The following is a 21,073-nucleotide window of genomic DNA, read 5'->3' on the forward strand; positions in this document are numbered from 1 at the left end:
TTCGGCAACGGACCCGTCGGCTTCCGGTGGCGGCGTCAGTCCGGCAGGAGCGGCATCTCGACGCCCGGGTCGCGGCCGAGCAGCACCGCCCGGGTCAGCGCCGCCGAGCCGAACCGGTCCCGGACCGCGTCCACGGCCGCGTCCAGGTCCGCCCCCGGGTCCCGCTCGAACGGCAGCGGCGGCTGGACCGGTGCGTCGTCCAGGTTGCCCACCGACACACCGATCAGCGTGATGCCGCGCCGGCCGATCTCCGGCAGCGCCGCACGCAGGAGCGCCCGCGCGGCACCCAGCAGCGGCGTCGTGTCCGCCGTCGCCTTGGCCAGGGTGTGCGACCGGGTGGCCCGGGTGTAGTCGGCGAACCGCAGCCGCAGCACCACCGTCCGGCCGGACCGCGAGGCGGCCCGCATCCGGCGGGTCACCCGGTCGACCAGCCCCGCCAGGATCGCGTCCAGCTCGGCAGGGGAGTGCGGCGTACGCCCCAGGGCGTGCTGGGCGCCCATCGACGAGCGGCGGCGACCCACCTGCACCGCGCGGGGGTCGCGGTTGTGCGCCAGGGCGTGCAGGTGCCGGCCCGCGCCGCCGCCGAGCAGCGACACCAGGGTCGCCTCGCCGAGCCGTGCGACCTGGCCGACCGTACGCACGCCCCGCTCGCGCAGCTTCGCGGCGCTCACCGGACCGACACCCCACAGCCGCTCGACCGGCAGCGGGTGCAGGAACGCCAGCTCCTCGGCCGGTTCGACGACGAGCAGGCCGTCCGGTTTGGCCACGCCGCTGGCCACCTTCGCGAGGAACTTCGTGCGGGCCACCCCGACGGTGATCGGCAGGCCGACGCTCTCGCGGACCTCCCGCCGGAGGCGGGCCGCCACGTCGGCCGGTGGGCCGACCAGTCGACGCAGGCCGCCGACGTCGAGGAACGCCTCGTCGACGGAGAGCCCCTCGACCAGCGGCGTGGTCTGCCGGAAGACCTCGAACACCGCGCGGCTGGCCGCCGTGTACGCCGACATCCGTGGCGGCACCACCACCGCGTCCGGACACAGCCGCCGGGCCAGGTGCCCGCTCATCGCGCTGCGTACGCCCCGCGCCTTCGCCTCGTAGCTGCACGCCAGCACCACGCCGCCGCCCACGACCACCGGCCGGCCGCGCAGGCGCGGGTCGTCCCGCTGCTCGACCGACGCGTAGAACGCGTCCAGGTCGGCGTGCAGGATGGAGGCGGTGGACGACACGAACACATGTTCGCATGGTTGGGGTTCGCACCGCACTGACCTGCCCGAACGACGGTCACCAGCTCAACGGTCGGTCCGTTCCAGGAGCGTCTTGAGCGCCGTCAGGTCCTTGCGGTTGGCCCGACGCATCGCGGCGGACAGCACCGGCGCGGCGACCGAGGCGAACCCACTCGGCTCACCCCGGTTGCGCAGCGTCATCCGGGTCCGTCCGCCGCCGTGTGGCTCCCACCGGTAGGTGGTCTCCATCGGGAAGGGCCCCTGCGCCGTCCGCATCACCAGGCGCTCGCCCGGAACCAGCTCGACGATCTCGTACGTGTAGGCGAGCCGACGGCCGAGGAAGTGCGCCACGAAGGCGACCCGGGAACCCGGCCGCGCCGGCGGGGGCGTCAACCACTCGACCGACTCGATGTTGACGTACCAGGACGGCGCGTTCGTCGGATCGCCCGCGTACGCGGCCACCTCGACGGGCGGACGGTCGATGACGACCTCGGACACCACATCCACCACCACGGACCCTCCCAGCCCCTCAAATACCCCGACAATCCTCCCACCCCCACCCCCCACCCGACCCCCTGACCGGAGTTGATCAAGAGGTTCGCGTCAGGTCGGGGCCGGATCCTGACGCAAACTCCTTGATCAACGGGGGATGGGGCCCGGTGTGGGTCAGCCCACCGCGGTGGGGGAGGGTGGGGCACTGTCGCCCTGGGGGGCCTCCGGGGTCATCAGGCGGACGATCTCGGCGCGGTCGGTGGCCGACGGCAGGCCCCACTCGGGGTGGTAGCCGTACACCTCGCGCAGCGGCGTGGAGGAGGTGCGGCCGTCGAGGACCTCGATCGCGTCCGTGTCGATCAGGCCGGGGTGCTCCACGCCGCACGCCTCGGCGACCTTGACCAGGTCCCGCCGCAGTGTCTTCACGTAGTTGGCGGCGCGCACCGACTTCAGCGTCGGGTCCAGGCCCCGGGCCAGCCAGGGGTTCTGGGTGGCGACGCCGGTGGGGCAGGTGTCGGTGTGACACTTCTGGGCCTGGATGCAGCCGATCGCCAGCATCGCCTCCCGGCCGACGTTGACCATGTCGCAGCCCAGCGCGAACGCCACCACCGCGTTGTCCGGCAGGCCCAGCTTGCCGGCGCCGACGAAGACCACCTGCTCGTGGAGGTCCCGCTCGGCGAAGACCCGGTAGACCCGGGCGAAGCCCTGCTGGAACGGCAGCGACACCGAGTCGGTGAAGATCAGCGGCGCGGCGCCGGTGCCGCCCTCACCGCCGTCGACGGTCACGAAGTCCACACCCCGGCCCGTGTCCCGCATCAACGTGGTCAGCTCCTCCCAGAAGCCGAGGTCGCCGACGGCGGACTTGATGCCGACCGGCAGGCCGGTCTCGGCGGCGAGCAGCTCCACCCAGTCGAGCAGGCTGTCGCAGTCGGAGAACTCCGCGTGCCGCGACGGGCTGACGCAGTCCTCGCCCTCCGGGATGCCCCGGGTGGCGGCGATCTCCGCCGACACCTTCGCCCCCGGCAGCAGACCACCCAGGCTGGGCTTCGCGCCCTGGCTGAGCTTGACCTCCAGCGCGCGTACCGGAGCGCCGGCCACCAGGTCCCTGAGCCGGCTCAGGTCGAAGCGCCCGTGGGAGTCCCGGCAGCCGAAGTACGCCGTACCGAGCTGGAAGACGAGATCACCGCCCTGGCGGTGGTACGGCGACAGCCCGCCCTCGCCGGTGTTCTGCAGGCAGCCGGCCAGCGCCGCACCCTTGTTCAGTGCGGTGATCGCATTGCCCGACAGCGAGCCGAAGCTCATCCCGGAGATGTTGACGACGGACTCCGGCCGGAACGCCTTCGCCCGGCCGCGCGCGCCGCCGAGGACCTTCGCCGGCGGCAGGCGTACGTCGTGACCCGCCGTCGGGGACGACGGCGGCACCGCCCGGCCGAAGGTCCGGTGCTTGATGATCGGATAGCCCGGGGTGTACTCGATGTCGTTGTCCGTGCCGAAGCCGAAGTAGTTGTTCTCCTGCTTCGCCGACGCGTAGATCCAGCGCCGCTGGTCACGGGTGAACGGCCGCTCCTCGTTGTTGCCCGCCACGATGTACTGCCGCAGCTCCGGCCCGATCGCCTCGAGCAGGTAGCGGGCCCGCCCGATCAGCGGGAAGTTGCGCAGCAGGGCGTGGTCGCGCTGGAGGACGTCGCGGGCGGCGAGGCCCGCGAGGGCGGCGGCGACGACGGGTACGGCTCGACCGGTCCACTTCATGCCAGGGGTGTTTCTCCGCCCGCGCGGCCGGTCAAACGGGGCGCGGGACTCACATCGGCGCGGTGATGTTGACCATCCAGGGCGTGCCGAACCGGTCCTCGCACTGCCCGAACTCGTCGCCCCACATCTGCTTCTCCAGCGGCACGCCGACCGCCCCGCCCGCGGACAACTGCTCCCACCAGCCGCGCAGCTCGTCGGCGTCGTCCCCGCTCAGGGAGATGGTGTTGGCGTTACCGCGCCGGAGCTCCATGCCGGGGGGCAGGTCCGAGGCCATCAGCACGTGACCCGCCGCGGTCCGCAGCAGGCCGTGCATGATCTGGTCGGCGTACGACGGGTCCTCGGTGCCGAACTCGCGGAACGTGGTCAGCGAGAGGTCCCCACCGAACACCCGGTGGTAGAACTCCATCGCCTCCCGTGCGTTGCCGGCGAAGTTCAGGTACGGGTTGAGTTCTGACGCCATGAGCTCCTCCTCGGGGTCGACGGCCGGCGTCATCCTCGCACCACTCCCTGTGGTCGGGAGGGTGTACACGCCGTACGGGTGCGGCGACCCCCCGTGGGCCGCCGCACCCGCACCCGTACGCGTTCGGTCAGTCCCGGAAGGACCGGCGGATCACGCCGCCGACGAGCACGCACCACGTGTCGGTGGTGAGGGAGCCGTCCTGCGGGAGCCCGTGCAGGTCCTGCAACTCCTTGACGGCCTTCTTGGTCGTGTAGTCGTACGCGCCGGTGACCGCGACGTCGGTGTAGCCGCGGAAGTTGAGCAGGTGCTGGATGGCACTCACCGGCAGGCCGGCGGCGTCCTTGACCAGCTCCGGGGCGAGGGTCTCCCAGGTGGGCGCGGTGAGGGTGGCGTCGACGTCGACCGGGATGCCGTTGCGCGCCTGCCAGTCCTGCACGGCGGCGACGGTGGCGGCGTCGAACACGCCGGTGGTCGGCACGGTGTAGCCCCGGTACAGCAGCAGGTACTGCGCGGCGCGGACGGTCGGGGCGCTGACGAACCGCCACACGTCCGGCCAGCGGCGGGCCGGCACGTCGGCCAGGTTCGTGTCGAGTGCGGCGAAGACGCGGCGGCGCAGGGTGGGGAACTGGCGGTAGAAGGCGGCACCCGGGCACTGGGTGGTGCGGAAGTCCCAGTGGCCGAAGATGTCGTGGGCGTGCAGCCCGTACCGCTGGCAGATCGTCACGCAGAGCTTCACCAGCGAGTCCAGCAGCGCGTCCGGGGGCGTCTCGGTGACGTACGTGCCCTCGTTCTCGATGCCGATGGACCGGGTGTTCTCGCCCGGACAGTGTGCGGACACCATCTGCCGGTCGCCGGCGGCCAGCCGCTCCAGGCTGCCGCGCCGTCCCTCCAGGACGTACCCGCCCCGGCTGATGGTGAAGTGCTGGCCGGTGTCGGACCAGCCGTTGCCGTCGATGTGCAGGTTCTGGCAGTCGCGGGCCAGCTTGATCGCCTGCGCCTCCGAGTAGTCGGTGACGTTCGGGAACGCCATGTGGTGCACGATGATCTTGTTGGTGGGGATCGTGCTGACCGACAGCGGGTCGGCGGGCGGGCGGGCGCCCCACTCGTCGCAGCTCAGGATCCAGTCCAGATCGGTGCCGGTCTCGGCCCGCGCGGCGGACGGAAGGGCGAGTTCGGTGCCGACGACCGCGACGGTGGCGGCGCCGAGGCCGGCCCGCAGCAGGGTCCGGCGGTCCAGTTCGGAACGGTCGACGGGCATGGCATCTCCTCGGCGTCCGGCGGTGGGGGTGGGAGCCGCATGAAAATCAGCTCCATGAGCCGTGCGTGCTGTGGAGGATATTGCCAACAAGGCGGCGCGCGCTAGAGGTCACCGTCGATCACATCCCTACAGGACCTGGGAAAGGAACCGCCGCAGGCGAGGATGTTCGGCCGCCTCGAAGATCGCGGCCGGCTCGCCGGCTTCCAGCACCACCCCCCGGTCCATGAAGGCGACGGTGTCGGCCACCTCGCGGGCGAAGCCCATCTCGTGGGTGACCACGATCATCGTCATGCCCCGGGCGGACAGGTCCGCCATCAACGCGAGCACGCCCTTGACCAGCTCCGGGTCCAGCGCCGAGGTCGCCTCGTCGAAGAGCATCACCTGCGGCTGCAACGCCAGCGCGCGGGCGATCGCCACCCGCTGCTGCTGACCGCCGGACAGCTGCGCCGGCCGCGCGTCCGCCTTCGCCGCCAGCCCGACCAGCTCCAGCTGCGTACGGGCGACCGCCACCGCCTCGTCCGCGCCGAGCCGTCGGATGCGCCGCAGGGCGAGGGTGACGTTGCGCAGCACGCTCATGTGCGGGAAGAGGTTGAACTGCTGGAACACCATGCCGACCCGCTGCCGCAGGGCGTCCGGGTCGTCGCGCAGGACGCTGCGCCCGTCCAGCAGCACGTCGCCGCGGTCCGGCTCGATCAGACGGTTGACCGTACGCAGCAGAGTGGACTTGCCGGAGCCGGACGGCCCGATCACGCAGGCGGTCGCACCCCGGGGCACGTCCAGGTCCACGCCGCGCAGCACCCGGTTGGGCCCGAAGGCCAGGTGCACGTCCCGGACGCCGACGCTCACCGAGGTGGTGGTGTCGATGCTCATCGCGGGTTCCCTCCCCGGGCACCCGGCAGCGCCAGGTCACCCTCGTCGTCGTCGGCCACCGCCGTGGCCGGCCGGCCGTGCCGCAGCCGCCGGTCGATCCAATTGACGGCGTGCGTCAGCGGCACGGTCAGCGCCAGGTAGAACAGCCCGGCCAGCAGCAGCGCGGACTGGTTGCCGGTGTTCGCCGCGTAGTCCTGTCCGATCCGGAACAGCTCCCGCTGGCTGGCCAGCAGGCCCAGGAAGTAGACCAGGCTGGAGTCCTTGATCAGCGCGATGAGCTGGTTCACCCAGGCCGGCAGGACCCGCCGGACGCCCTGCGGGATGATGACCACCCGCATCGCCTCACCCCACGAGAAACCCAGCGCGCGGGCACCCTCCAGCTGCGCGGCCTCCACCGACTGGATGCCGGAGCGGAAGATCTCCCCGATGTACGCGGCCGCGATCAGCGACAGCGCGAGGATGCCCAGCGGGTAGGGGTCGGGACCCCACAGCTCCATGCCCAACGGTGCCAGGCCCACGCCGATCAGCAGGATCGTCGCCGCCGCCGGAAGCCCCCGGAAGACGTCCGTGTACACGCGGGCCGGCCAGCGCAGCCACCGCGTCCGCGAGATGCCCGCGACCGCCAGCAGCATGCCCAGCACCGAGCCGAGCAGGGCGGCGGAGACCGCCAGGATCAGCGTGTTGGGCAACCCGACGGTGAGCATCTCGGGTAGTGCCTCGCGCATGGAGTCCCCGTCGAAGAACGTCTCCCACAGGGTGCTCAACGGATCCATCAGTGTCTCCCGCCGTCCCACTCGTGCCGTTGCCTGTTGTTAAGAAGGGGCCCCTGCACCGCGTCAGGCGTTAAGAAGGGGCCCTTCCTTTCACGCGGCCGGGACGGCCACGGTGCCGCTGCCGGGGGTGAAGTCGGCCGGGATCGGCCGGCCCGGGTAGTACTGCGCCTGGAGCTTCGTCCACGTGCCGTCCGCGATCACCTCGTCGAGGGCCTTGTCCAGCGCCTCGCGCAGCGCGTCGTTGTCCTTGGCGAACGCGTACGCGGTCGGGGCCGGGCTGAGCTCCTTCGCCGCCACCCTGATCCTGCCGTTGCTGTCCGCGGCCGACTTCTCGCCGATCTCCGCGGGCGCGATCCAGGCGTCGGCGGTGCCGGCCTTGAGCTGGTTGATCGCGCCGTTGTAGTCGGGCACCCGGACCGGGTTCAGGTTCCGGCCCGTGGCGTAGTCGTCCTGGACGGTGCCCTGCACGACCACCACCCGCTTGCCGGCCAACTGGTCGAAGCTCGTGATCGTCGAGTCGGCCGACACGTCCAGGCCGAAGTAGCCGAAGTCGTAGCCGTTGCCGAAGTCGACGGTCTTCTTCCGCGCCTCGGTGATGGTGATCGAGGAGCTGCCGACGTCGAACTTGCCGTTGGCGACCTGGGAGAGCAGCGCCGAGAAGTCGGTGCCGACGAACTCCACCGTGAGGCCGATCTTCGCGGCGGCGGCGACGAGCAGGTCGTTGTCGTAGCCGGTGAACGTTCCGTCCTTCAGGAACACGTTCGGCGGCGCGTCGGTGAGCGTGCCGGCCCGCAGCACGCCCGGCTGCAGCAGGTCGTACGGGTTGTCGGCGGCGGACGAGGCGTCCTCACCGCCGCAGGCGGTCAGGGTGGCGGCGCCGACGACGGCGGCGACGCCCAGGGCGGCGGCACGGGTGAGGGCAGGAAGGAATCGCACAGGTGTCTCCGAAGGGTTGCGCAGGCGGCGGGCACGGGCGTGCGTCGCCGGCGGTGCGCCGCGAGGGCGTACCGCTGGGTGTGGAGCAGGTGGAGTGGAAGAGCGGCGCGGTCAGCTACACGCGGCGCTGCAGACCCGCATCAGGTCGACGTGGCGGCGCCGGGTCAGGGCCGGCGGCGGGACGCAACTGCGAGCGGACATGGTTCTCCTCGGTGGCCGTGTCGGCCTGGGGAACCAGGCCACGCTTGCACCGGAACTGCTCCGGTGCCTGGTCTTCACCCGGGGCACCCCTACGTGGACGAGGGTTGCCGGCCAGCGAGCCGGGGCTTGACGCTGGCGCTCATGACCTGGTGACGACACTAGCAACGGCCTCGGGTGGATCGTCCAGCCGATATGACCACCCTCACCCGCGGTCCGCCCCCGTCACTCCTCGATCGCACCGCCGACGCGGCGCAGGTGGGCGCGGAACGTGTACGCCGGATCGGCGGCGCGACGGTCCAGGTAGTCGGCGAAGGCGGTCTGGTCGCGCAGCGTCTCGCCGGCCCGGATCCGGTGTGCCTGCAGCCGCTCGGTCCGCCGGATCCCCTCCGCCGTCGTCAGCACCTCACCGGCGCGGGCGGCGGGCAGGAACAGCACGCCGTCATCGTCGGCGACCACGAGGTCGTCGGCGGTCACCAGGTGCGCCCCGAACCGGGCGCTGGTCAGCGTGGCGGACTCCCGCTCGTCCAGGCGAGTGGGGCCCAGCGGCAGGCTGCCGTAGCTGAACACCGGGAGACCGATCTCGATCAGCTCGGGGGTGTCCCGGTGCAGACCCCACACGACCAGCCCGGCGACCCCGGCCGTGCCCGCCTCCAGCGCGGTCAGGTCACCCACGCAGGCCTCGTCGGTCCGCCCGCCGTTGTCGACCACGAGGACGTCACCCGGCGCCGCGTGGGCGTACGCCTCCAGGAACACGTCCACGCTGCCGTGGTGGCGTACCGGCAGCACCCGGCCGGCGAGCCGGTGACCGGCCACGACGGCCCGCACGCCGGCCGGCGCCGCCCGCAGCGGCACCCCGAGGCGTACGCAGGCGTCGGCCACGGTCGGCGTGGACAGGTCGGCGAAGCGTTCGATCATGAGGTTCCTCCCGACGGGTTCGGGATGGTCCGGCCGGCCACCCCGCTCCACGGGAACACGGCGGGTCTCCGCCGGCCAGGTCCAGTTCCCGTTCGGCGGCCACGTCCGGCGGAGTCGGGCAGGACTACTTCCCCGTACAGCGGGTAGCCGCCGCCGGGCGGCGGGCGCCGCCGGGAGGATCGGAGGTGCCGTGGGAGCCACCATCGTCGTTCTGGTGATCGTCGGCGTGCTGCTGGCGATGCTCGGCGCGCTGGGCATCAGGATCGTCCAGCAGTACCAACGCGGCGTCGTCTTCCGTTTCGGCCGCGTCGTGCTGCCCGTCCGGGAGCCGGGCCTGCGGCTGATCATCCCGGTCGTCGACCGCATGGTCCGGGTCAGCATGCAGACCACCGTCATCGACGTGCCCGCGCAGGGCGCCATCACCCGCGACAACGTGACCCTGACCGTGGACGCGGTCGTCTACTACCGGGTCGTGGATCCCGTGAAGGCGCTGGTCAACGTGCGGCAGTACCCGGGTGCCGTGCTCCAGATCTCGCAGACGGCGCTGCGGTCGGTGATCGGCAAGGTCGACCTGGACACCCTCCTCGCGGACCGGGACAAGGTCAACGAGGACCTCAAGGCGGTCATCGACGCCCCGACCGAGGGGCCGTGGGGACTCAACATCGAGCGGGTCGAGGTGAAGGACGTCGCGCTGCCCGAGGGGATGAAACGGTCGATGTCCCGCCAGGCCGAGGCGGAGCGGGAACGCCGGGCGCGGGTCATCGCGGCCGACGGCGAGTTCCAGGCGTCCCGGCGCCTCGCCGACGCCTCCCGTGCGATGGCGTCGACCCCGGGCGCGTACCAGCTGCGGCTGCTGCAGACCGTGGTGGATGTGGCGGCGGAGAAGAACAGCACCCTGGTGATGCCCTTCCCGGTCGAGCTGCTGCGCTTCTTCGACCGGTTCTCGCGTTCCGGCACCGAGGCCGCCGCGGAGTCGGGCCAGGAGGGCCCGCCGCAGACGGTCGGGGAGCCGGCGCAGCAACCCGCGTCGGTCAGCGGCGACGGCCACCGGCGCGACGGTCCTCAGCGGTAGTAAGCCGCCACCGGCGCGAGCGCCTCGTCGTGCAGGTACGGGCCGTCCTGTCGGGCGGCCCGGGGCGCCGCGCCCGGCGGTTTGATCGCGTCGAGCTGCTCGGCGGAGAGCGCGAACACGACCCGGCCCAGCCCGGAGCGGGCGATCGCCCCCGCGCACATGCCGCACGGCTGGCAGCTGGTGTACATCGTGGTCACCGCCGCCTCGTCGGGCGTCAGCGACCGTGCCGCCCACCGGGCCAGCTTCAGCTCCGGGTGGGCGGTGACGTCGTCCCCGGTGACGGTCGTGTTGCGGTCCTCGGCGAGGACCGCGCCGTCCGCGCCCACCAGCAAGGACCCGAACGGTGGGTCACCCGCCGCCCGCGCCTCGCCGGCCAGCGCGATCGCCCGCCTCAGATGCCGTTCGGTGTCCGCGTCCACGCCGTCAGGCTAGCCGGGGCGCCGGGCCCGCGTCGGCCGGGTCTCAGACCGCCGCCGCCGACTCCGCCGCCGGTTCGCCCGCCTGCCCGGGTACGACCACCGCGGGGACCTTCGGCAGCGTGAACACGAACCGCGCCCCACCCGTGTACGTCTCGTCCAGGGTGAGCGTGCCGCCGTGGTACTCGACGATCTTCTTGCAGACCGCCAGCCCGATGCCGGTGCCCGGGTACGTGCCACGCGGATGCAGCCGTTGGAAGATGACGAAGATCTTCTCCGCGTACCGGGGGTCGATGCCGATGCCGTTGTCGGCCACCGCGAACGACCAGAACCCGTCGGCGTCGTCCACCGTCACGCCGATCGCCGGGACGCGGTCCGGGTGGTGGAACTTGACCGCGTTGCCGAGCAGGTTCTGCCACAGCATCGTGAGCAGGGTCGGGTCTCCGCGTACCACCGGCAGCGGATCGCAGGTGATGTCCGCCGCCGCCTCCTCGACCGCGCGGGACAGGTTCGCCTCGGCCTGCGCGAAGGTCGCGGTCAGCTCGACCTCGCGCAGCTCGGCGTAGACCCGGCCGATCCGGGAGAACGTCAGCAGGTCGTTGATCAGCTCCTGCATGCGGCTCGCGCCGTCGACCGCGAATCCGATGTACTGCCGGGCCCGGTCGTCGAGCTGGTCGTCGTACCGGCGTTGGAGCATCTGGCAGAACGACGCCACCTTGCGCAGCGGCTCCTGGAGGTCGTGCGAGGCCACGTACGCGAACTGCTCCAGGTCCTCGTTGGAGCGACGCAGCTCGGCCGCCTGCTGCTCCAGGGCGTCCCGGTCGTGGTGGCTGCGCTCCAGCGCGTCGACCACCACCTGCCGCATCGACTCCACGTCGGCGGTGAGCCGGGCGATGTCCGCCGGCCCCTCGGGGCGCAGCCGGTGCCGGAAGTCGCCGCCGGCCACCTGCCGCACCGAGGCGCCCAGGCGCTCCAGGGGCCGCAGCACGGCGGTGCGGACCAGCACCGCGGCGACGATGCTGGTCACCAGCAGCGCGGCGAGGATCGCCACGAAGGTGAGGTCGCGGAGCGCGCGCGCCCGGTCCAGATCGTCCCGGCCGGCCGCGGCGATGCCGTCCAGCCGCGCGGCCAGCCCGGCCAGCTCCGCACGGGCCTCCTCGAAGGCCGCCGTCGCCCGGACCACGTCCGGCGCCAGCTGCTCCGGAGTGGCACCGCCCCGTCGCGCGGCGACGAGCCGCTCGGCGACGTCGGACCGCCACCGCGCGACTCGGTCCTCGGCCCGGTCCAGGTCGCCCAGCGCGTCCGGCTCGTCGGCCAGCAGCCCCCGCAACCGGGCCACCGTCGCCCGCTCGGCGTCGACACCCTTCCGGTACGGGTCGAGGAGGGCCCCGTCGGCGGTCAGGACGTATCCGCGTACCGCCGCGACCTGCTGGAGCAGGTGGACCTCCAGTTGCCCGACGGCGGTGCGGGCCGGGGCGATCCGGTCGGCGAGCCGGTTCGACACCTCGGCGGTGTGGCGCAGCGCGACCGCGCCGAAGCCCCCGCCGGCCAGCACCAGAGCCGTCATCGTCAGCAACATGACACTGAGCCAGCGGCGGGTCGTCAGGCGCCCGCCGCCGGCGTTCGGTGAAGTGGTGCCGCTGGTCACGGCCTGCACCTTAGACCAGCGGGCCGCTGCCGGCGCGGCGAACGGCGCGCGGCTTGCCCCCGGCTGCTACCAGTGACCGTGTGTCCGTGAACGACCATGCCGCCACGACGCCGGCCCGGCCGGCGACGACCGGGGAGCCGGAAGCACCCGTTGCGCCGATGGCCCGCGGTGGCGGCGCGACCAGAATGACCAGCGGGGTGGTCCGTCCACCCGGGGCGGAGGGGGTGACCACGTGACCGGTTGGCAGCTCTCGGGCTACCGTGCGGTCCGGCAGCTCGGCGCCGGCGCGTCCGGGCGGGTGGACCTCGCCGTCCACGACGTTACCGGCACGCCGGTGGCGATCAAGTACCTCACCGCCGGCATCGGCGACGACCCCTCCTTCCGGGAGGCGTTCCGGGCCGAGGCGCGGCTGCTCGCCGACATCGACGACCCCCACGTGTCCCGGCTCTACGAGTACGTCGAGTCGCCCGCCGGCGCGGCGATCGTGATGGAGCTGGTCAACGGCGTCTCCCTGCGGCAGATGCTGCGCGCGCACGGCGCGACCACACCGGAGTCCGCGCTGTGCGTGCTCAAGGGCTCGCTGGCCGGGCTGGGCGCGGCCCACGAGCGTGGCGTGGTGCACCGCGACTACAAGCCGGAGAACGTGCTGGTCACCGCCGAGGGGGCCAGCAAACTCGCGGACTTCGGCATCGCCATGCCGGTGGGCGAGGGTTCCGGCGGCAGCGTCACCGGTACGCCCCGCTACATGGCCCCCGAGCAGTGGACCGGCGCGCCGGCCAGCCCGGCCTGCGACATCTACGCCGCCACCGCGACCTTCTACGAGTGCGTGACCGGCCGCCCGCCCTTCGACGGAAGGGACCTGTTCACGCTGCGTCGCCAGCACGCCGAGGAGCCGATCCCCACCGAGGCGGCACCGGAGCCGCTGCACGACCTGCTGCGGCTCGGCATGGCCAAACGGCCCGACGAGCGACCGCAACCCGCCCAGGTGTTCCTGGCGGTGCTGGAGCAGGTCGCGGCGACCGCGTACGGACCCGAGTGGGAGGAGCGGGGGCTGGGCGACCTGGCCCGGCGGGCGGCCCTGCTCGCCGCGCTGTTCCCGTTCGGAGACGGCACCGGCGGCGCCACCAGCGTGGCCAGCACCACGCTGGGGGAGGGCACCGGCAGGTTGAGCCGCCTGCGTACCGGCCGGGCGCGGACGGCCCTGCTCGCCGGTGGGGTGGTGGTCGCGGTGCTGCTCGGCGGCGCTGGCCTGAGCTACGCCTCGCGCGACGAGCCGCTGACCACCGCCGGGGGCGGTTCCGAGCCCGCCGCCGGCACCACCGTCGGCCCGCCGTCGGCCACCGGGACCGACCCGGCGGCACCGACCGCCACCCCGACGGTCACCCCGTCGGCGTCGGCCGTGCCGACCGCTCCCGCCACCCCGACCGGGGAACCCGCACCGACCACGTCCGCCCCGCCGGACGTCCCGGCCACGACGGCGCCGCCGACGACCCCACCGCCGCCCACCACCAGCCCGCCGCCTCCGCCGGACCGGGTGGCGCCGATCGTCGGGAAGGTGAGCGCCAGCCCCGCAACACTCGACCCGGTCGGCTGCCCGTACGGCCCGACCGCCAGCACGGTCACCGCTTCCGTCACCGACGACCAGACCGTCGCCGGGAAGCTGCGGGTCAGCTTCCGGTACACGGTGGAGGGCCGGACCGGGACGGTGGCGATGACGTCCGCCGGGCGCTCGATCTTCACCGGTGTCCTCGGCGACCTGCCCCGGCCGGGCAACACCGTCCGGATCCCGGTCCGGGTGGTGGCCGTCGACGCGGCGGGCAACTCGTCCGAGGGTGCGCCGGTGTACGTGAGCCTCTACTCCTTCTGCACCCCGGGCTGACCGGGGCGACCACGTCGACCACGAGGACGGAGAGCGGGCCGCCATGAGCCAGCCGAACGACCCCACCGAGGCGCTGCCCACCCACCGCGTCCCCGCCGACGGCGCCACCATGCGGCTGGATCCGCACCGGCCGGCCCCGCCGCCGGACGAGCAGACCGTGCACCTGTCGGCCGGCGAGTCGACCGTGCACCTGGCGGCCGGCGAGTCGACCGTCCACCTGGCGGCCGGCGAGTCGACCGTGCACCTGGCGGGCGAGCAGGCGACCACCCGGTTCGCGGCCGACGGTGCGACCGTGCACCTCGGCGGCGGCGAGACCGTCGACCTGCGCCGGGGTGTCCCGCCGGTCGGCACCGGGACCGACGACCCGACCGCGTACCTGCGGACGGAGGCACCGACGACAGGCCACCGGACCGACGGGGCGACCTACCGGACCGGCGGGTACCCGACCCGGTACCCGACCCCGCCGGAGCCGACCGCCGCCCACCGGGGCCGGACCACCGGGGCGGCGACGGTCCCGCCGGGGCGTACCGGATCGGGTGCGGTCGGGAACGCGGCCGGTGAGGTGCGGTTCGGGCCCGGCGTGCCCACCACGCCACCGCCCGCGCCCGCATGGCCGACCCCGGCGCCGCCGGCCCGCCGCCGGCCGGTGTGGCGGACCGCGACGTCGGTGCTGTCCGGCCTGCTCACGGTCGCGCTGGTGGTCGTCGTCGGGCTCTACCTCTGGCAGCGGCTGCGCCCCCTGGAGGTCGACGGGGTGACCGTGGCGACGCCGGCACCGGCCGGGTGCGACGCGACCGTCGACGTGGTGGCGACGGTGACCACCAACGGGCGGGCGGGGGAGATCCGCTACCAGTGGCTGCGCACCGGCAGCGCGCCCGGCACGCTGCTCACCGAGCGGGTCGGCCGGGGCCAGCGGACGGTGGCGCTGACCCTGCGCTGGGCGTTCAGCGGTGTGGGCTCCACAACGGAGACCGCCACCGTCAACATCGTCTCCCCGTCGCCGCTCCAGGCGCAGGCCCCGGTCGCCTACGACTGCCGGCGCTGACCCCCGCCCCACCACGCCCGGTGTTTCCGGCGCGAACCGCCCGGGTAGGTGCCGACCCGACGGAACAGACGCTTGTGGTGGAGGTATAGAGATGGCAGACAGATTCGGTGACGCGGTGGGCGACGCCCTCCGCGCGGTGATGCTCTTCCTGCCGAAGGCCGTCGCCTTCGTGCTGATCCTGGTGGCCGGCTGGCTCATCGCCAAGGCCGTGCTGAAGGTCGTGGACAAGGTGCTGGAGCGGATCGGCTTCGACCGGGCCGTCGAGCGCGGCGGGATCCGGCGGGCGCTGGCCCGCTCCCGCTACGACGCCAGCGACATCGTGGCCAAGCTCGCCTACTACGCGGTCCTGCTGGTCACCCTCCAGCTCGCCTTCGGCATCTGGGGCCCGAACCCCATCTCGGACCTGATCGCCGGCGTCATCGCGTGGCTGCCGCGCGCCTTCGTCGCGATCGTCATCGTCGTGGTCGCCGCCGCGATCGCCAATGCGGTGCGCGACATCATCAGCGGCGCGCTGGGCGGCCTCTCGTACGGCCGGATCCTCGCCACCATCGCGTACGTCTTCATCCTCGGCCTGGGCGTGATCGCCGCGCTGAACCAGATCGGGGTCGCCACCGCCGTCACCACCCCGGTGCTGATCGCCGTGCTGGCCACGGTCGGCGGCATCCTCGTCGTCGGGGTCGGCGGCGGCCTGGTCCGTCCGATGCAGAGCCGCTGGGAGTCCTGGCTGGCCCGCGCCGAGCAGGAGTCGCAGCTCATCGCCACCCACGCCCGCGCCTACCAGGCCGGCCGCCGGGACACCGAGACCCACCTCGCCGGCTCGACCACCGACGCCGACACCACGCAGGTCGTCCCGCGCGGCAGCGACGCCACTCCGGCGGTGCCGGTGTACGACGGCGACACCACGCAGGTCACCTCGCGCGCCGGGGCCATTCCGACGCAGCCGACCGCCGGGGACGCCGAGGCGACCATGGTCATCCCGCCGACCGACACGGAGAAGTTCCGCCGCTGACCGGTCGGGCACCGCGAACCGGGGTGGGACCCGCACGGGTCCCACCCCGTCGTGTGTCCGGGCGAAATCCGTGGCCCGGGCGTCGACCGCCCTCTACGATCCCGAGCATGACCTGGCGATGTTGATCCACTGCTAGAGGCCGTTCCCGTGGGCCGCCCCGGCCGCCGTCCGTCCGGCGTCCGCTCCGATCCCACGGGAAGGCCTCATGACCCTCACCTCCGTACGCCCGCCCGACCGCCCGGTCCGCCGGCTGGCGGCGACCCTCTACGGGTACGCGTTCCTCAGTGAACTCGTCCTGCTCTATCCGGTGTACGCGCTGCTGTTCAGCGACACCGGCCTCACGGTCTGGCAGATCTCCACGCTGTTCGTGATCTGGTCGACCAGCAGCATCCTGCTGGAGGTGCCCTCCGGCGCGCTCGCCGACGCGGTGTCGCGGCGGCTGCTGCTCTGCCTGGCGCCACTGGTCACCGGTGCCGGGTTCGCCCTCTGGGTGCTCGCCCCGTCGTACCCGGCGTTCGCCCTCGGCTTCCTCCTCTGGGGTGCCGGCGGGGCGCTGGCCTCCGGCGCCCTGGAGGCGCTGGTGTTCGACGAACTCGACCGGCATGGCGCCGCCGGCCGGTACGCGCGCACCATCGGCCGTGCGAAGACCGCCGGCACAGTCGGCGTGCTGCTCTCGATCGTGCTGGCCGGCCCCGTGCTGGCCGTCGGCGACTACCTCGCGGTCGGGGTGGCCAGCGTCCTGGCCTGCCTGGCCGCCGCCGCGGTCGCGACCCGATTCCCCGAACACCGCCACCCCGCCACGGCGGCTGTGGCCGCACCAGGTGACAGCCACACCGACGACGACGGTGACGACCTGGGGTGGTGGGCGAGCCTGCGCGCCGGGCTCGCCGAGGCACACACCGACCGGGCGGTCCGGGCGGCGGTGCTGCTGGTCGCCGCCGTCAGCGGGATCTGGGGGGCGCTGGACGAGTACACGCCGTTGCTCGCCCGGGACACCGGCGTCACCGAGCCGACCGTGCCGCTGCTGCTCCTGCTCACCTGGGTCGGGGTCAGCGTCGGCGGGCTGCTCGCCCCGGCGGGGGAGCGGTGGGGCCGTCCCGGGTACGCCGTGCTGCTGGTGCTCTCCGCCGCGATCCTGGCCGCCGGCGCGCTGCTCGACCACCCGGCCGGCTTCGCCCTGATCGGGGTGGCCTTCTGCGGCTTCCAACTCGCCACGGTGCTCGCCGACGCCCGTCTGCAGACGCGGATCACCGGCACCAGCCGGGCCACGGTCACCTCGCTGGCCGGCATGGCCACCGACGTCACCGTCATCGCCGTGTACGCCGCGTACGGCCTGCTCGCCACGGGGGCCGGCAACGGGGTCGCCTTCGCGGTGGCGGCCGTGCCGTACCTCCTGGTGGCGCTGCTCGTGGTGACCGGCGCCGGTACGGACGCGCGGAGGACGACCCGGCAGACGGCCGGGCACGTGGGGTGACGGGTGGCCCGGCGGCGGTCGGCGCGACCGCCGGCGGGCCGGCGCTCAGGCTTCGCCCTCCAGGAGTTGCTTGAGCGCGGCCAGCCGGTCCCGCCAGTACGCCTTGAGCTCGGCCGCCTGCTCCGGCCCGGCGAGCTTCTCGTGCTGCACGGACACCCGCGACTTCGTGTCGCCGACCGCGGCGAACCCGACGACGAGCCGGGTGGGGCCGCCGGCCCAGTCGGCGCGGAAGGTCCTCGGCGCGGTGGCGGTGCGCACCCGCACCTCGACGTCGGGCAACCACCGTCGCCGCAGCGTCTCGTCGGCGAAGGCGTCGAACAGCCGCCCGACGGGCACCGCCACGGTACGGCTGCCGGTCGCCTCGAAGCTGCCACCGCGGCGCTGACCGGGCGCGCGCAGGCCGCGGGCCTGCTCGTACCCGACGGTTATCGTCTGCGCCCACCAACCGGGCACCTCGTGCGTCGTCACCAGCCAGGCGGCGATCGCGGTGTGGGTGTGGCCGGTGCCGCCCCAGCCGTCGAGCAGGGCGAACCACTCCTCCCAGCCCCGGCCGGTGCGCTGCCGCAGCAGCGCGTCCGGGGTCCGTGCCATCTGCCCGGCGGTGCCGCCCGGGGCCGCCGGTGCTTCCGTCGCCGGCTCGGCCTGCGTCGGCTCGGCGGCGGTCGGCGCAGCCTGCGGCGGTTCGGATTCGGTCGGGGCGGGCGGCCACGACCGGTCGGCGAGGCCGCCGGTGGTGCGGATCAACAGGTGCCGGCGGGCGGTGGTGTAGCTCTCGCCGGTCTTGGTCATCCGGGCGCGTACCCGGGCCTTGAACGCGCGGTGACTGGTCATCACATGCTCCCTGTCCACGGCACGGTCGCAGGGACCCACGCTCCCGTCGACCCCGCCGGAGTGGGGCATGTGGCATCGCGTCCCGAGGGCTCATGCCCCCTTTGCCTCCGCGAGGCCGGCGGCGTGAGCACCGGGAGGGAGGTGGGGCGCAGGACGGCGCCGGGGTCATGGTAACCCCGTCGTCCCCCGCCGTGCACGCCCTCGCCCGGTCAGGTCGGTGCGGCGTCCAGGTAGACCCAGCGCCCGTCCTCGCGTACGAAGCGGCTGCGCTCGGCCGTCGTGGCGGCTCGGCCACGCTCGCGGTACCGGGCGCGGAACTCCACCGTGCCGGTGGCGTCGAACAGGCCGCCGCGTTCGGTGTCGACGATCTCCAGGCCGGTCCACCGGTCACCCGGGTCCAGGCGCAACCGTGCCGGGCGGGTCGAGGAGTGCCAACTGCGCAGCAGGTACGCGGCGTCGCCGACGGCGAAGGCGCTGTAGCGCGAGCGCATCAACGCCTCGGCGGTCGCCGCGTCCGCCTCGCCCCGGTGCAGCCGCCCGCAGCACTCGTCGTACGGCAGGCCGCTCCCGCACGGACAGGCCCCCGGTCGCGTTTCCACCGGCTCATCCTCCCGCACCGGGAGATCGTGGCGGGAGACGGGGCGGTCCGTGCGGGACCCGGTCAGCGGGAGGTGCGCGGTGTCCGCCCACTGCTGAACGACTCCATGGTCGTCGCCCGGCGGGCCGGCGCGGACGGGGCCTTCTTCGCCGTCGCCTTCTTCGCGGGCGCCTTCTTGGCCGGTGGGTTCGTGGCCGGCGCCTTCCGGGCGCGGGCCGGTGCCGCCGTGGCGGACGTGGCCTTCTTCCGGGCGACCCGGGCCGTCGTCTCGGTGGGCTTCTCACCCGGGCTCTTGGCCGCGGACGCCCCGGTGGCCCGCTTCGTCGCCGTCGCCACCTTCTTGGCCGCCGCCGTCCGCTTCATCGGGGCCTTGCGCGCCCCGGTGGCCTTCCTGGCCCGCCCTGCGTCCGCCATCGTCGCTCCTTCGCGAATCGGCCCTGGTGGCAGCGTCTTCCCCGGGCCCCCGCGGTCAAACGCCGTGGTCGCCGAGGTCGACCGGGAGCGGGACGGGGCGCTTGCAGACGCGGTCGTCGCCCGACGACCGGCCCCGGGCGTGGCGGGCCACCCACGGCAGCAGGTGCCGCCGGGTCCACGCCACCTCGGCGCGGAGAACCTCGTGTCCGCGCCGGCGCGGCGGCGTCTCCAGGGGCCGGGTCCACCCGTCGTCGGTCCCGGGAAGACCGACGGTGTACGCGAGGGCGGCGGCGATCCGTTCGTGCCCGGCGCTGTTGGCGTGCAGCCGGTCGTCGCTCCACAGGCGAGGGTCGGAGGCGACGGGGTGCGCCGCGAAGTCCAGCAGGGTGGCGCCGGTCTGCGCGGTGACCGCGCGCAGCGCCGCGTTGAGCGCCATGATCCGGCCGCGCAGCGGGCGGGCCAGCGGCATCACCGGCACCGGGTCGGGCAGCGTGAACGTCAGGACGGTGGAACCCTGCGCGACCAGGGCCCGCTGCATCGCGCCGACGTCCTCGGCGATCCGGGCGGCGTCGAAGGAGGGGCGCAGCACGTCGTTCATCCCGGCGACCACGGTCGCGAGATCCGGTGCCAGGTCGAGCGCCGCTTGCAGCTGCTCGGCGCGGATGCGGGCCGTGGTACGCCCCCGGATGGCGAGGTTCGCGTACTCCAGACCGCCGTCCTGGGCCCGGGCCACCGCGTACGCGAACCGGTCGGCCCAGCCCCGGTAGCCGCCGGCGCCGTCCGGGTCGTCGAGCCCTTCGCTGGTGCTGTCACCGATCGCCACGTACCGCTGCCACATGCCGGCGAGGGTAGTGGCGCGGGGATCACGCCTCCTCGCGGGCCCGCTGCCGGGGGACCCCGGTCACGTCCTCGTCCTTGAGGAACAGGTACCAGTAGGAGGTCGCCACGAAGACGACCGCGCCGACCAGGTTGCCGAGGAACGCGAACAGCCAGTTGTTCAGCACGTCGGACCAACCGATGCCCGGCACGCCCGCCCAGATCGCGGCGGGCAGGAAGAACATGTTCGCCACCACGTGGTCGAAGCCCATCGCGACGAAAGCCATGATCGGGAAGAAGATGCCGAGGATCTTCCCGGAGACGTTGTCCGCGGCGAGCGCCAGCCACACACCGAGGCACACCAGCCAGTTGCAGCCCACCCCGCGCAGGAAGACCTGCCATTCACTCTCGTGCAGGGCCTTGGCCTCGGCGATCCCGGCCAGCCGCTCGTACGCCATCCCGGCCGGCGCACCCGCGTCGCTGCCGGTGTCCCCGACCACCCCCGTGGAGACGGCCAGGAAGTACGCCACGAACATCGCGCCGAGCAGGTTGCCCAGCAGCGTCAGGGTGAGGTTGCGGGCGACGTCGCCGACCGACAGGCGGCCGTTCATCGCCCCGATCGGCACCAGCAGCATGTTGCCGGTGACCAGGTGCGAACCGGCGATGACGACCAGCACCAGCCCCAGGGTGAACGCCGCGCCGGTGAACAGCGTCGGCAGGGTGCCCCACGTCGCCGGGTCCAGTCCGGCCGACACGACGATCGCGACCAGCGCCCCGAAGGCGATGTACGCGCCGGCCAGGAACGAGCCGACCAGCGTCTTGTCCCAGCGCAGCTGGGCCTTCTTCACGCCGGTCGCCACGGCGGCCTGGGCGATCTCGGCGGGCTCCTTGGCGGCCATGCGTCCCTCCTCGCGTACGGGCCGGTCCGGCCCTCGACGGGCCCCGTACCCCGGTCGTGCCTCCTTGACGCACCAGGGGCAGAGACAATCGGCGATGC

The 21,073-nt window shown here is 73.6% G+C and carries 21 protein-coding genes and 1 riboswitch; of the genes, 5 read left to right on the forward strand and 16 right to left on the reverse strand.

The annotated features are described in order from the left end of the window. Nucleotides 1–35 precede the first annotated feature (35 nt). The 9 genes from dinB to ACIBR0_RS14400 all read right to left on the reverse strand — a co-directional run bounded on the left by dinB (nt 36) and on the right by ACIBR0_RS14400 (nt 8,874). The gene (gene dinB, locus ACIBR0_RS14360) at nt 36–1,223 is read right to left on the reverse strand and encodes a DNA polymerase IV (protein WP_396715621.1); all 1,188 of its coding nucleotides are present in this window, start codon (nt 1,221–1,223) and stop codon (nt 36–38) included. A gap of 63 nt (nt 1,224–1,286) precedes the next feature. Beyond that, the gene (locus tag ACIBR0_RS14365) at nt 1,287–1,733 is read right to left on the reverse strand and encodes an SRPBCC family protein (RefSeq protein ID WP_396715623.1); all 447 of its coding nucleotides are present in this window, start codon (nt 1,731–1,733) and stop codon (nt 1,287–1,289) included. 153 nt (nt 1,734–1,886) lie between these two features. Next, a complete protein-coding gene (locus ACIBR0_RS14370; protein ID WP_396715625.1) occupies nt 1,887–3,461 on the reverse strand; it encodes an FMN-binding glutamate synthase family protein in 1,575 nt (524 codons plus the stop codon). 49 nt (nt 3,462–3,510) lie between these two features. Next, nucleotides 3,511–3,921 carry a VOC family protein gene (locus ACIBR0_RS14375; RefSeq protein ID WP_396715627.1) on the reverse strand — a complete coding sequence of 137 codons (411 nt, stop codon included), beginning with the start codon at nt 3,919–3,921 and terminating at the stop codon, nt 3,511–3,513. 127 nt (nt 3,922–4,048) lie between these two features. Beyond that, on the reverse strand, nt 4,049–5,179 hold the full coding sequence (locus ACIBR0_RS14380) for an N-acetylmuramoyl-L-alanine amidase (protein WP_396715629.1): 1,131 nt from the start codon (nt 5,177–5,179) through the stop codon (nt 4,049–4,051). Between the two features lie 126 nt (nt 5,180–5,305). After that, a complete protein-coding gene (locus ACIBR0_RS14385; RefSeq protein WP_396715631.1) occupies nt 5,306–6,049 on the reverse strand; it encodes an amino acid ABC transporter ATP-binding protein in 744 nt (247 codons plus the stop codon). Continuing rightward, complete coding sequence (locus ACIBR0_RS14390; RefSeq protein ID WP_396715633.1) at nt 6,046–6,822, reverse strand: amino acid ABC transporter permease; 777 nt, start codon at nt 6,820–6,822, stop codon at nt 6,046–6,048. Before ACIBR0_RS14390 ends, ACIBR0_RS14385 begins: the two co-directional genes overlap by 4 nt. A gap of 90 nt (nt 6,823–6,912) precedes the next feature. Further along, on the reverse strand, nt 6,913–7,758 hold the full coding sequence (locus tag ACIBR0_RS14395) for an ABC transporter substrate-binding protein (RefSeq protein WP_396715635.1): 846 nt from the start codon (nt 7,756–7,758) through the stop codon (nt 6,913–6,915). Between the two features lie 236 nt (nt 7,759–7,994). Beyond that, nucleotides 7,995–8,106: riboswitch (SAM riboswitch) on the reverse strand. A 75-nt stretch (nt 8,107–8,181) separates the two neighbouring features. Continuing rightward, nucleotides 8,182–8,874 carry an RraA family protein gene (locus ACIBR0_RS14400; protein WP_396715637.1) on the reverse strand — a complete coding sequence of 231 codons (693 nt, stop codon included), beginning with the start codon at nt 8,872–8,874 and terminating at the stop codon, nt 8,182–8,184. A 238-nt stretch (nt 8,875–9,112) separates the two neighbouring features. Here ACIBR0_RS14400 and ACIBR0_RS14405 point away from each other — a divergent pair, with 238 nt between their 5' ends. Continuing rightward, on the forward strand, nt 9,113–9,946 hold the full coding sequence (locus tag ACIBR0_RS14405; RefSeq protein WP_396715786.1) for an SPFH domain-containing protein: 834 nt from the start codon (nt 9,113–9,115) through the stop codon (nt 9,944–9,946). On the opposite strand, the gene ACIBR0_RS14410 is transcribed toward ACIBR0_RS14405, so the two are convergent. Then, nucleotides 9,937–10,365: a nucleoside deaminase gene (locus tag ACIBR0_RS14410; RefSeq protein WP_396715639.1), complete on the reverse strand. Its 429-nt coding sequence runs from the start codon at nt 10,363–10,365 to the stop codon at nt 9,937–9,939. The two genes, ACIBR0_RS14405 and ACIBR0_RS14410, sit on opposite strands and share 10 nt — an antisense overlap. Before the next feature lie 43 nt (nt 10,366–10,408). Beyond that, nucleotides 10,409–12,010: an ATP-binding protein gene (locus ACIBR0_RS14415; RefSeq protein WP_396715641.1), complete on the reverse strand. Its 1,602-nt coding sequence runs from the start codon at nt 12,008–12,010 to the stop codon at nt 10,409–10,411. Nucleotides 12,011–12,242: 232 nt separating this feature from the next. On the opposite strand from ACIBR0_RS14415, the gene ACIBR0_RS14420 reads away from it, so the two are divergent. From ACIBR0_RS14420 to ACIBR0_RS14435, 4 genes are all read left to right on the forward strand, one after another. Further along, complete coding sequence (locus ACIBR0_RS14420; RefSeq protein ID WP_396715643.1) at nt 12,243–13,889, forward strand: protein kinase; 1,647 nt, start codon at nt 12,243–12,245, stop codon at nt 13,887–13,889. A 43-nt stretch (nt 13,890–13,932) separates the two neighbouring features. Then, nucleotides 13,933–14,934 (forward strand): hypothetical protein, encoded by a 1,002-nt coding sequence (locus ACIBR0_RS14425; protein ID WP_396715645.1) that lies wholly within the window; start codon nt 13,933–13,935, stop codon nt 14,932–14,934. Between the two features lie 91 nt (nt 14,935–15,025). Then, entirely contained in the window at nt 15,026–15,943 is a 918-nt protein-coding gene (locus tag ACIBR0_RS14430) for a hypothetical protein (RefSeq protein ID WP_396715647.1), read from the forward strand. Nucleotides 15,944–16,148: 205 nt separating this feature from the next. Continuing rightward, nucleotides 16,149–17,417, forward strand: a complete 1,269-nt coding sequence (locus tag ACIBR0_RS14435; protein WP_396715649.1) for an MFS transporter — start codon at nt 16,149–16,151, stop codon at nt 17,415–17,417. Nucleotides 17,418–17,462: 45 nt separating this feature from the next. Here ACIBR0_RS14435 and ACIBR0_RS14440 read toward each other — a convergent pair whose 3' ends face one another. From ACIBR0_RS14440 to ACIBR0_RS14460, 5 genes are all read right to left on the reverse strand, one after another. Beyond that, nucleotides 17,463–18,248, reverse strand: coding sequence for a hypothetical protein (locus tag ACIBR0_RS14440; RefSeq protein WP_396715651.1), 786 nt, complete (start codon nt 18,246–18,248; stop codon nt 17,463–17,465). 209 nt (nt 18,249–18,457) lie between these two features. After that, the gene (locus ACIBR0_RS14445; protein WP_396715653.1) at nt 18,458–18,847 is read right to left on the reverse strand and encodes a YchJ family protein; all 390 of its coding nucleotides are present in this window, start codon (nt 18,845–18,847) and stop codon (nt 18,458–18,460) included. Between the two features lie 62 nt (nt 18,848–18,909). Next, a complete protein-coding gene (locus tag ACIBR0_RS14450; protein ID WP_396715655.1) occupies nt 18,910–19,260 on the reverse strand; it encodes a hypothetical protein in 351 nt (116 codons plus the stop codon). 55 nt (nt 19,261–19,315) lie between these two features. After that, nucleotides 19,316–20,098, reverse strand: a complete 783-nt coding sequence (locus tag ACIBR0_RS14455; RefSeq protein ID WP_396715657.1) for an SGNH/GDSL hydrolase family protein — start codon at nt 20,096–20,098, stop codon at nt 19,316–19,318. 25 nt (nt 20,099–20,123) lie between these two features. Beyond that, nucleotides 20,124–20,975, reverse strand: a complete 852-nt coding sequence (locus tag ACIBR0_RS14460; RefSeq protein WP_396715659.1) for a formate/nitrite transporter family protein — start codon at nt 20,973–20,975, stop codon at nt 20,124–20,126. Between the last annotated feature and the right edge of the window lie 98 nt (nt 20,976–21,073).

The sequence above is a fragment of the Micromonospora sp. NPDC049497 genome (genome assembly GCF_044465805.1).
GTDB lineage: Bacteria > Actinomycetota > Actinomycetes > Mycobacteriales > Micromonosporaceae > Micromonospora.

Excerpts from the sequence above, each read along its gene's own strand:
- ACIBR0_RS14370 (WP_396715625.1), bottom strand. The coding sequence starts at position 3,461 with ATGAAGTGGACCGGTCGAGCCGTACCCGTCGTCGCCGCCGCCCTCGCG.
- ACIBR0_RS14375 (WP_396715627.1), bottom strand. The coding sequence starts at position 3,921 with ATGGCGTCAGAACTCAACCCGTACCTGAACTTCGCCGGCAACGCACGG.
- ACIBR0_RS14380 (WP_396715629.1), bottom strand. The coding sequence starts at position 5,179 with ATGCCCGTCGACCGTTCCGAACTGGACCGCCGGACCCTGCTGCGGGCC.
- ACIBR0_RS14385 (WP_396715631.1), bottom strand. The coding sequence starts at position 6,049 with ATGAGCATCGACACCACCACCTCGGTGAGCGTCGGCGTCCGGGACGTG.
- ACIBR0_RS14390 (WP_396715633.1), bottom strand. The coding sequence starts at position 6,822 with ATGGATCCGTTGAGCACCCTGTGGGAGACGTTCTTCGACGGGGACTCC.
- ACIBR0_RS14400 (WP_396715637.1), bottom strand. The coding sequence starts at position 8,874 with ATGATCGAACGCTTCGCCGACCTGTCCACGCCGACCGTGGCCGACGCC.
- ACIBR0_RS14405 (WP_396715786.1), top strand. The coding sequence starts at position 9,113 with ATGCTCGGCGCGCTGGGCATCAGGATCGTCCAGCAGTACCAACGCGGC.
- ACIBR0_RS14425 (WP_396715645.1), top strand. The coding sequence starts at position 13,933 with ATGAGCCAGCCGAACGACCCCACCGAGGCGCTGCCCACCCACCGCGTC.
- ACIBR0_RS14430 (WP_396715647.1), top strand. The coding sequence starts at position 15,026 with ATGGCAGACAGATTCGGTGACGCGGTGGGCGACGCCCTCCGCGCGGTG.
- ACIBR0_RS14435 (WP_396715649.1), top strand. The coding sequence starts at position 16,149 with ATGACCCTCACCTCCGTACGCCCGCCCGACCGCCCGGTCCGCCGGCTG.
- ACIBR0_RS14440 (WP_396715651.1), bottom strand. The coding sequence starts at position 18,248 with ATGACCAGTCACCGCGCGTTCAAGGCCCGGGTACGCGCCCGGATGACC.
- ACIBR0_RS14450 (WP_396715655.1), bottom strand. The coding sequence starts at position 19,260 with ATGGCGGACGCAGGGCGGGCCAGGAAGGCCACCGGGGCGCGCAAGGCC.
- ACIBR0_RS14455 (WP_396715657.1), bottom strand. The coding sequence starts at position 20,098 with ATGTGGCAGCGGTACGTGGCGATCGGTGACAGCACCAGCGAAGGGCTC.
- ACIBR0_RS14460 (WP_396715659.1), bottom strand. The coding sequence starts at position 20,975 with ATGGCCGCCAAGGAGCCCGCCGAGATCGCCCAGGCCGCCGTGGCGACC.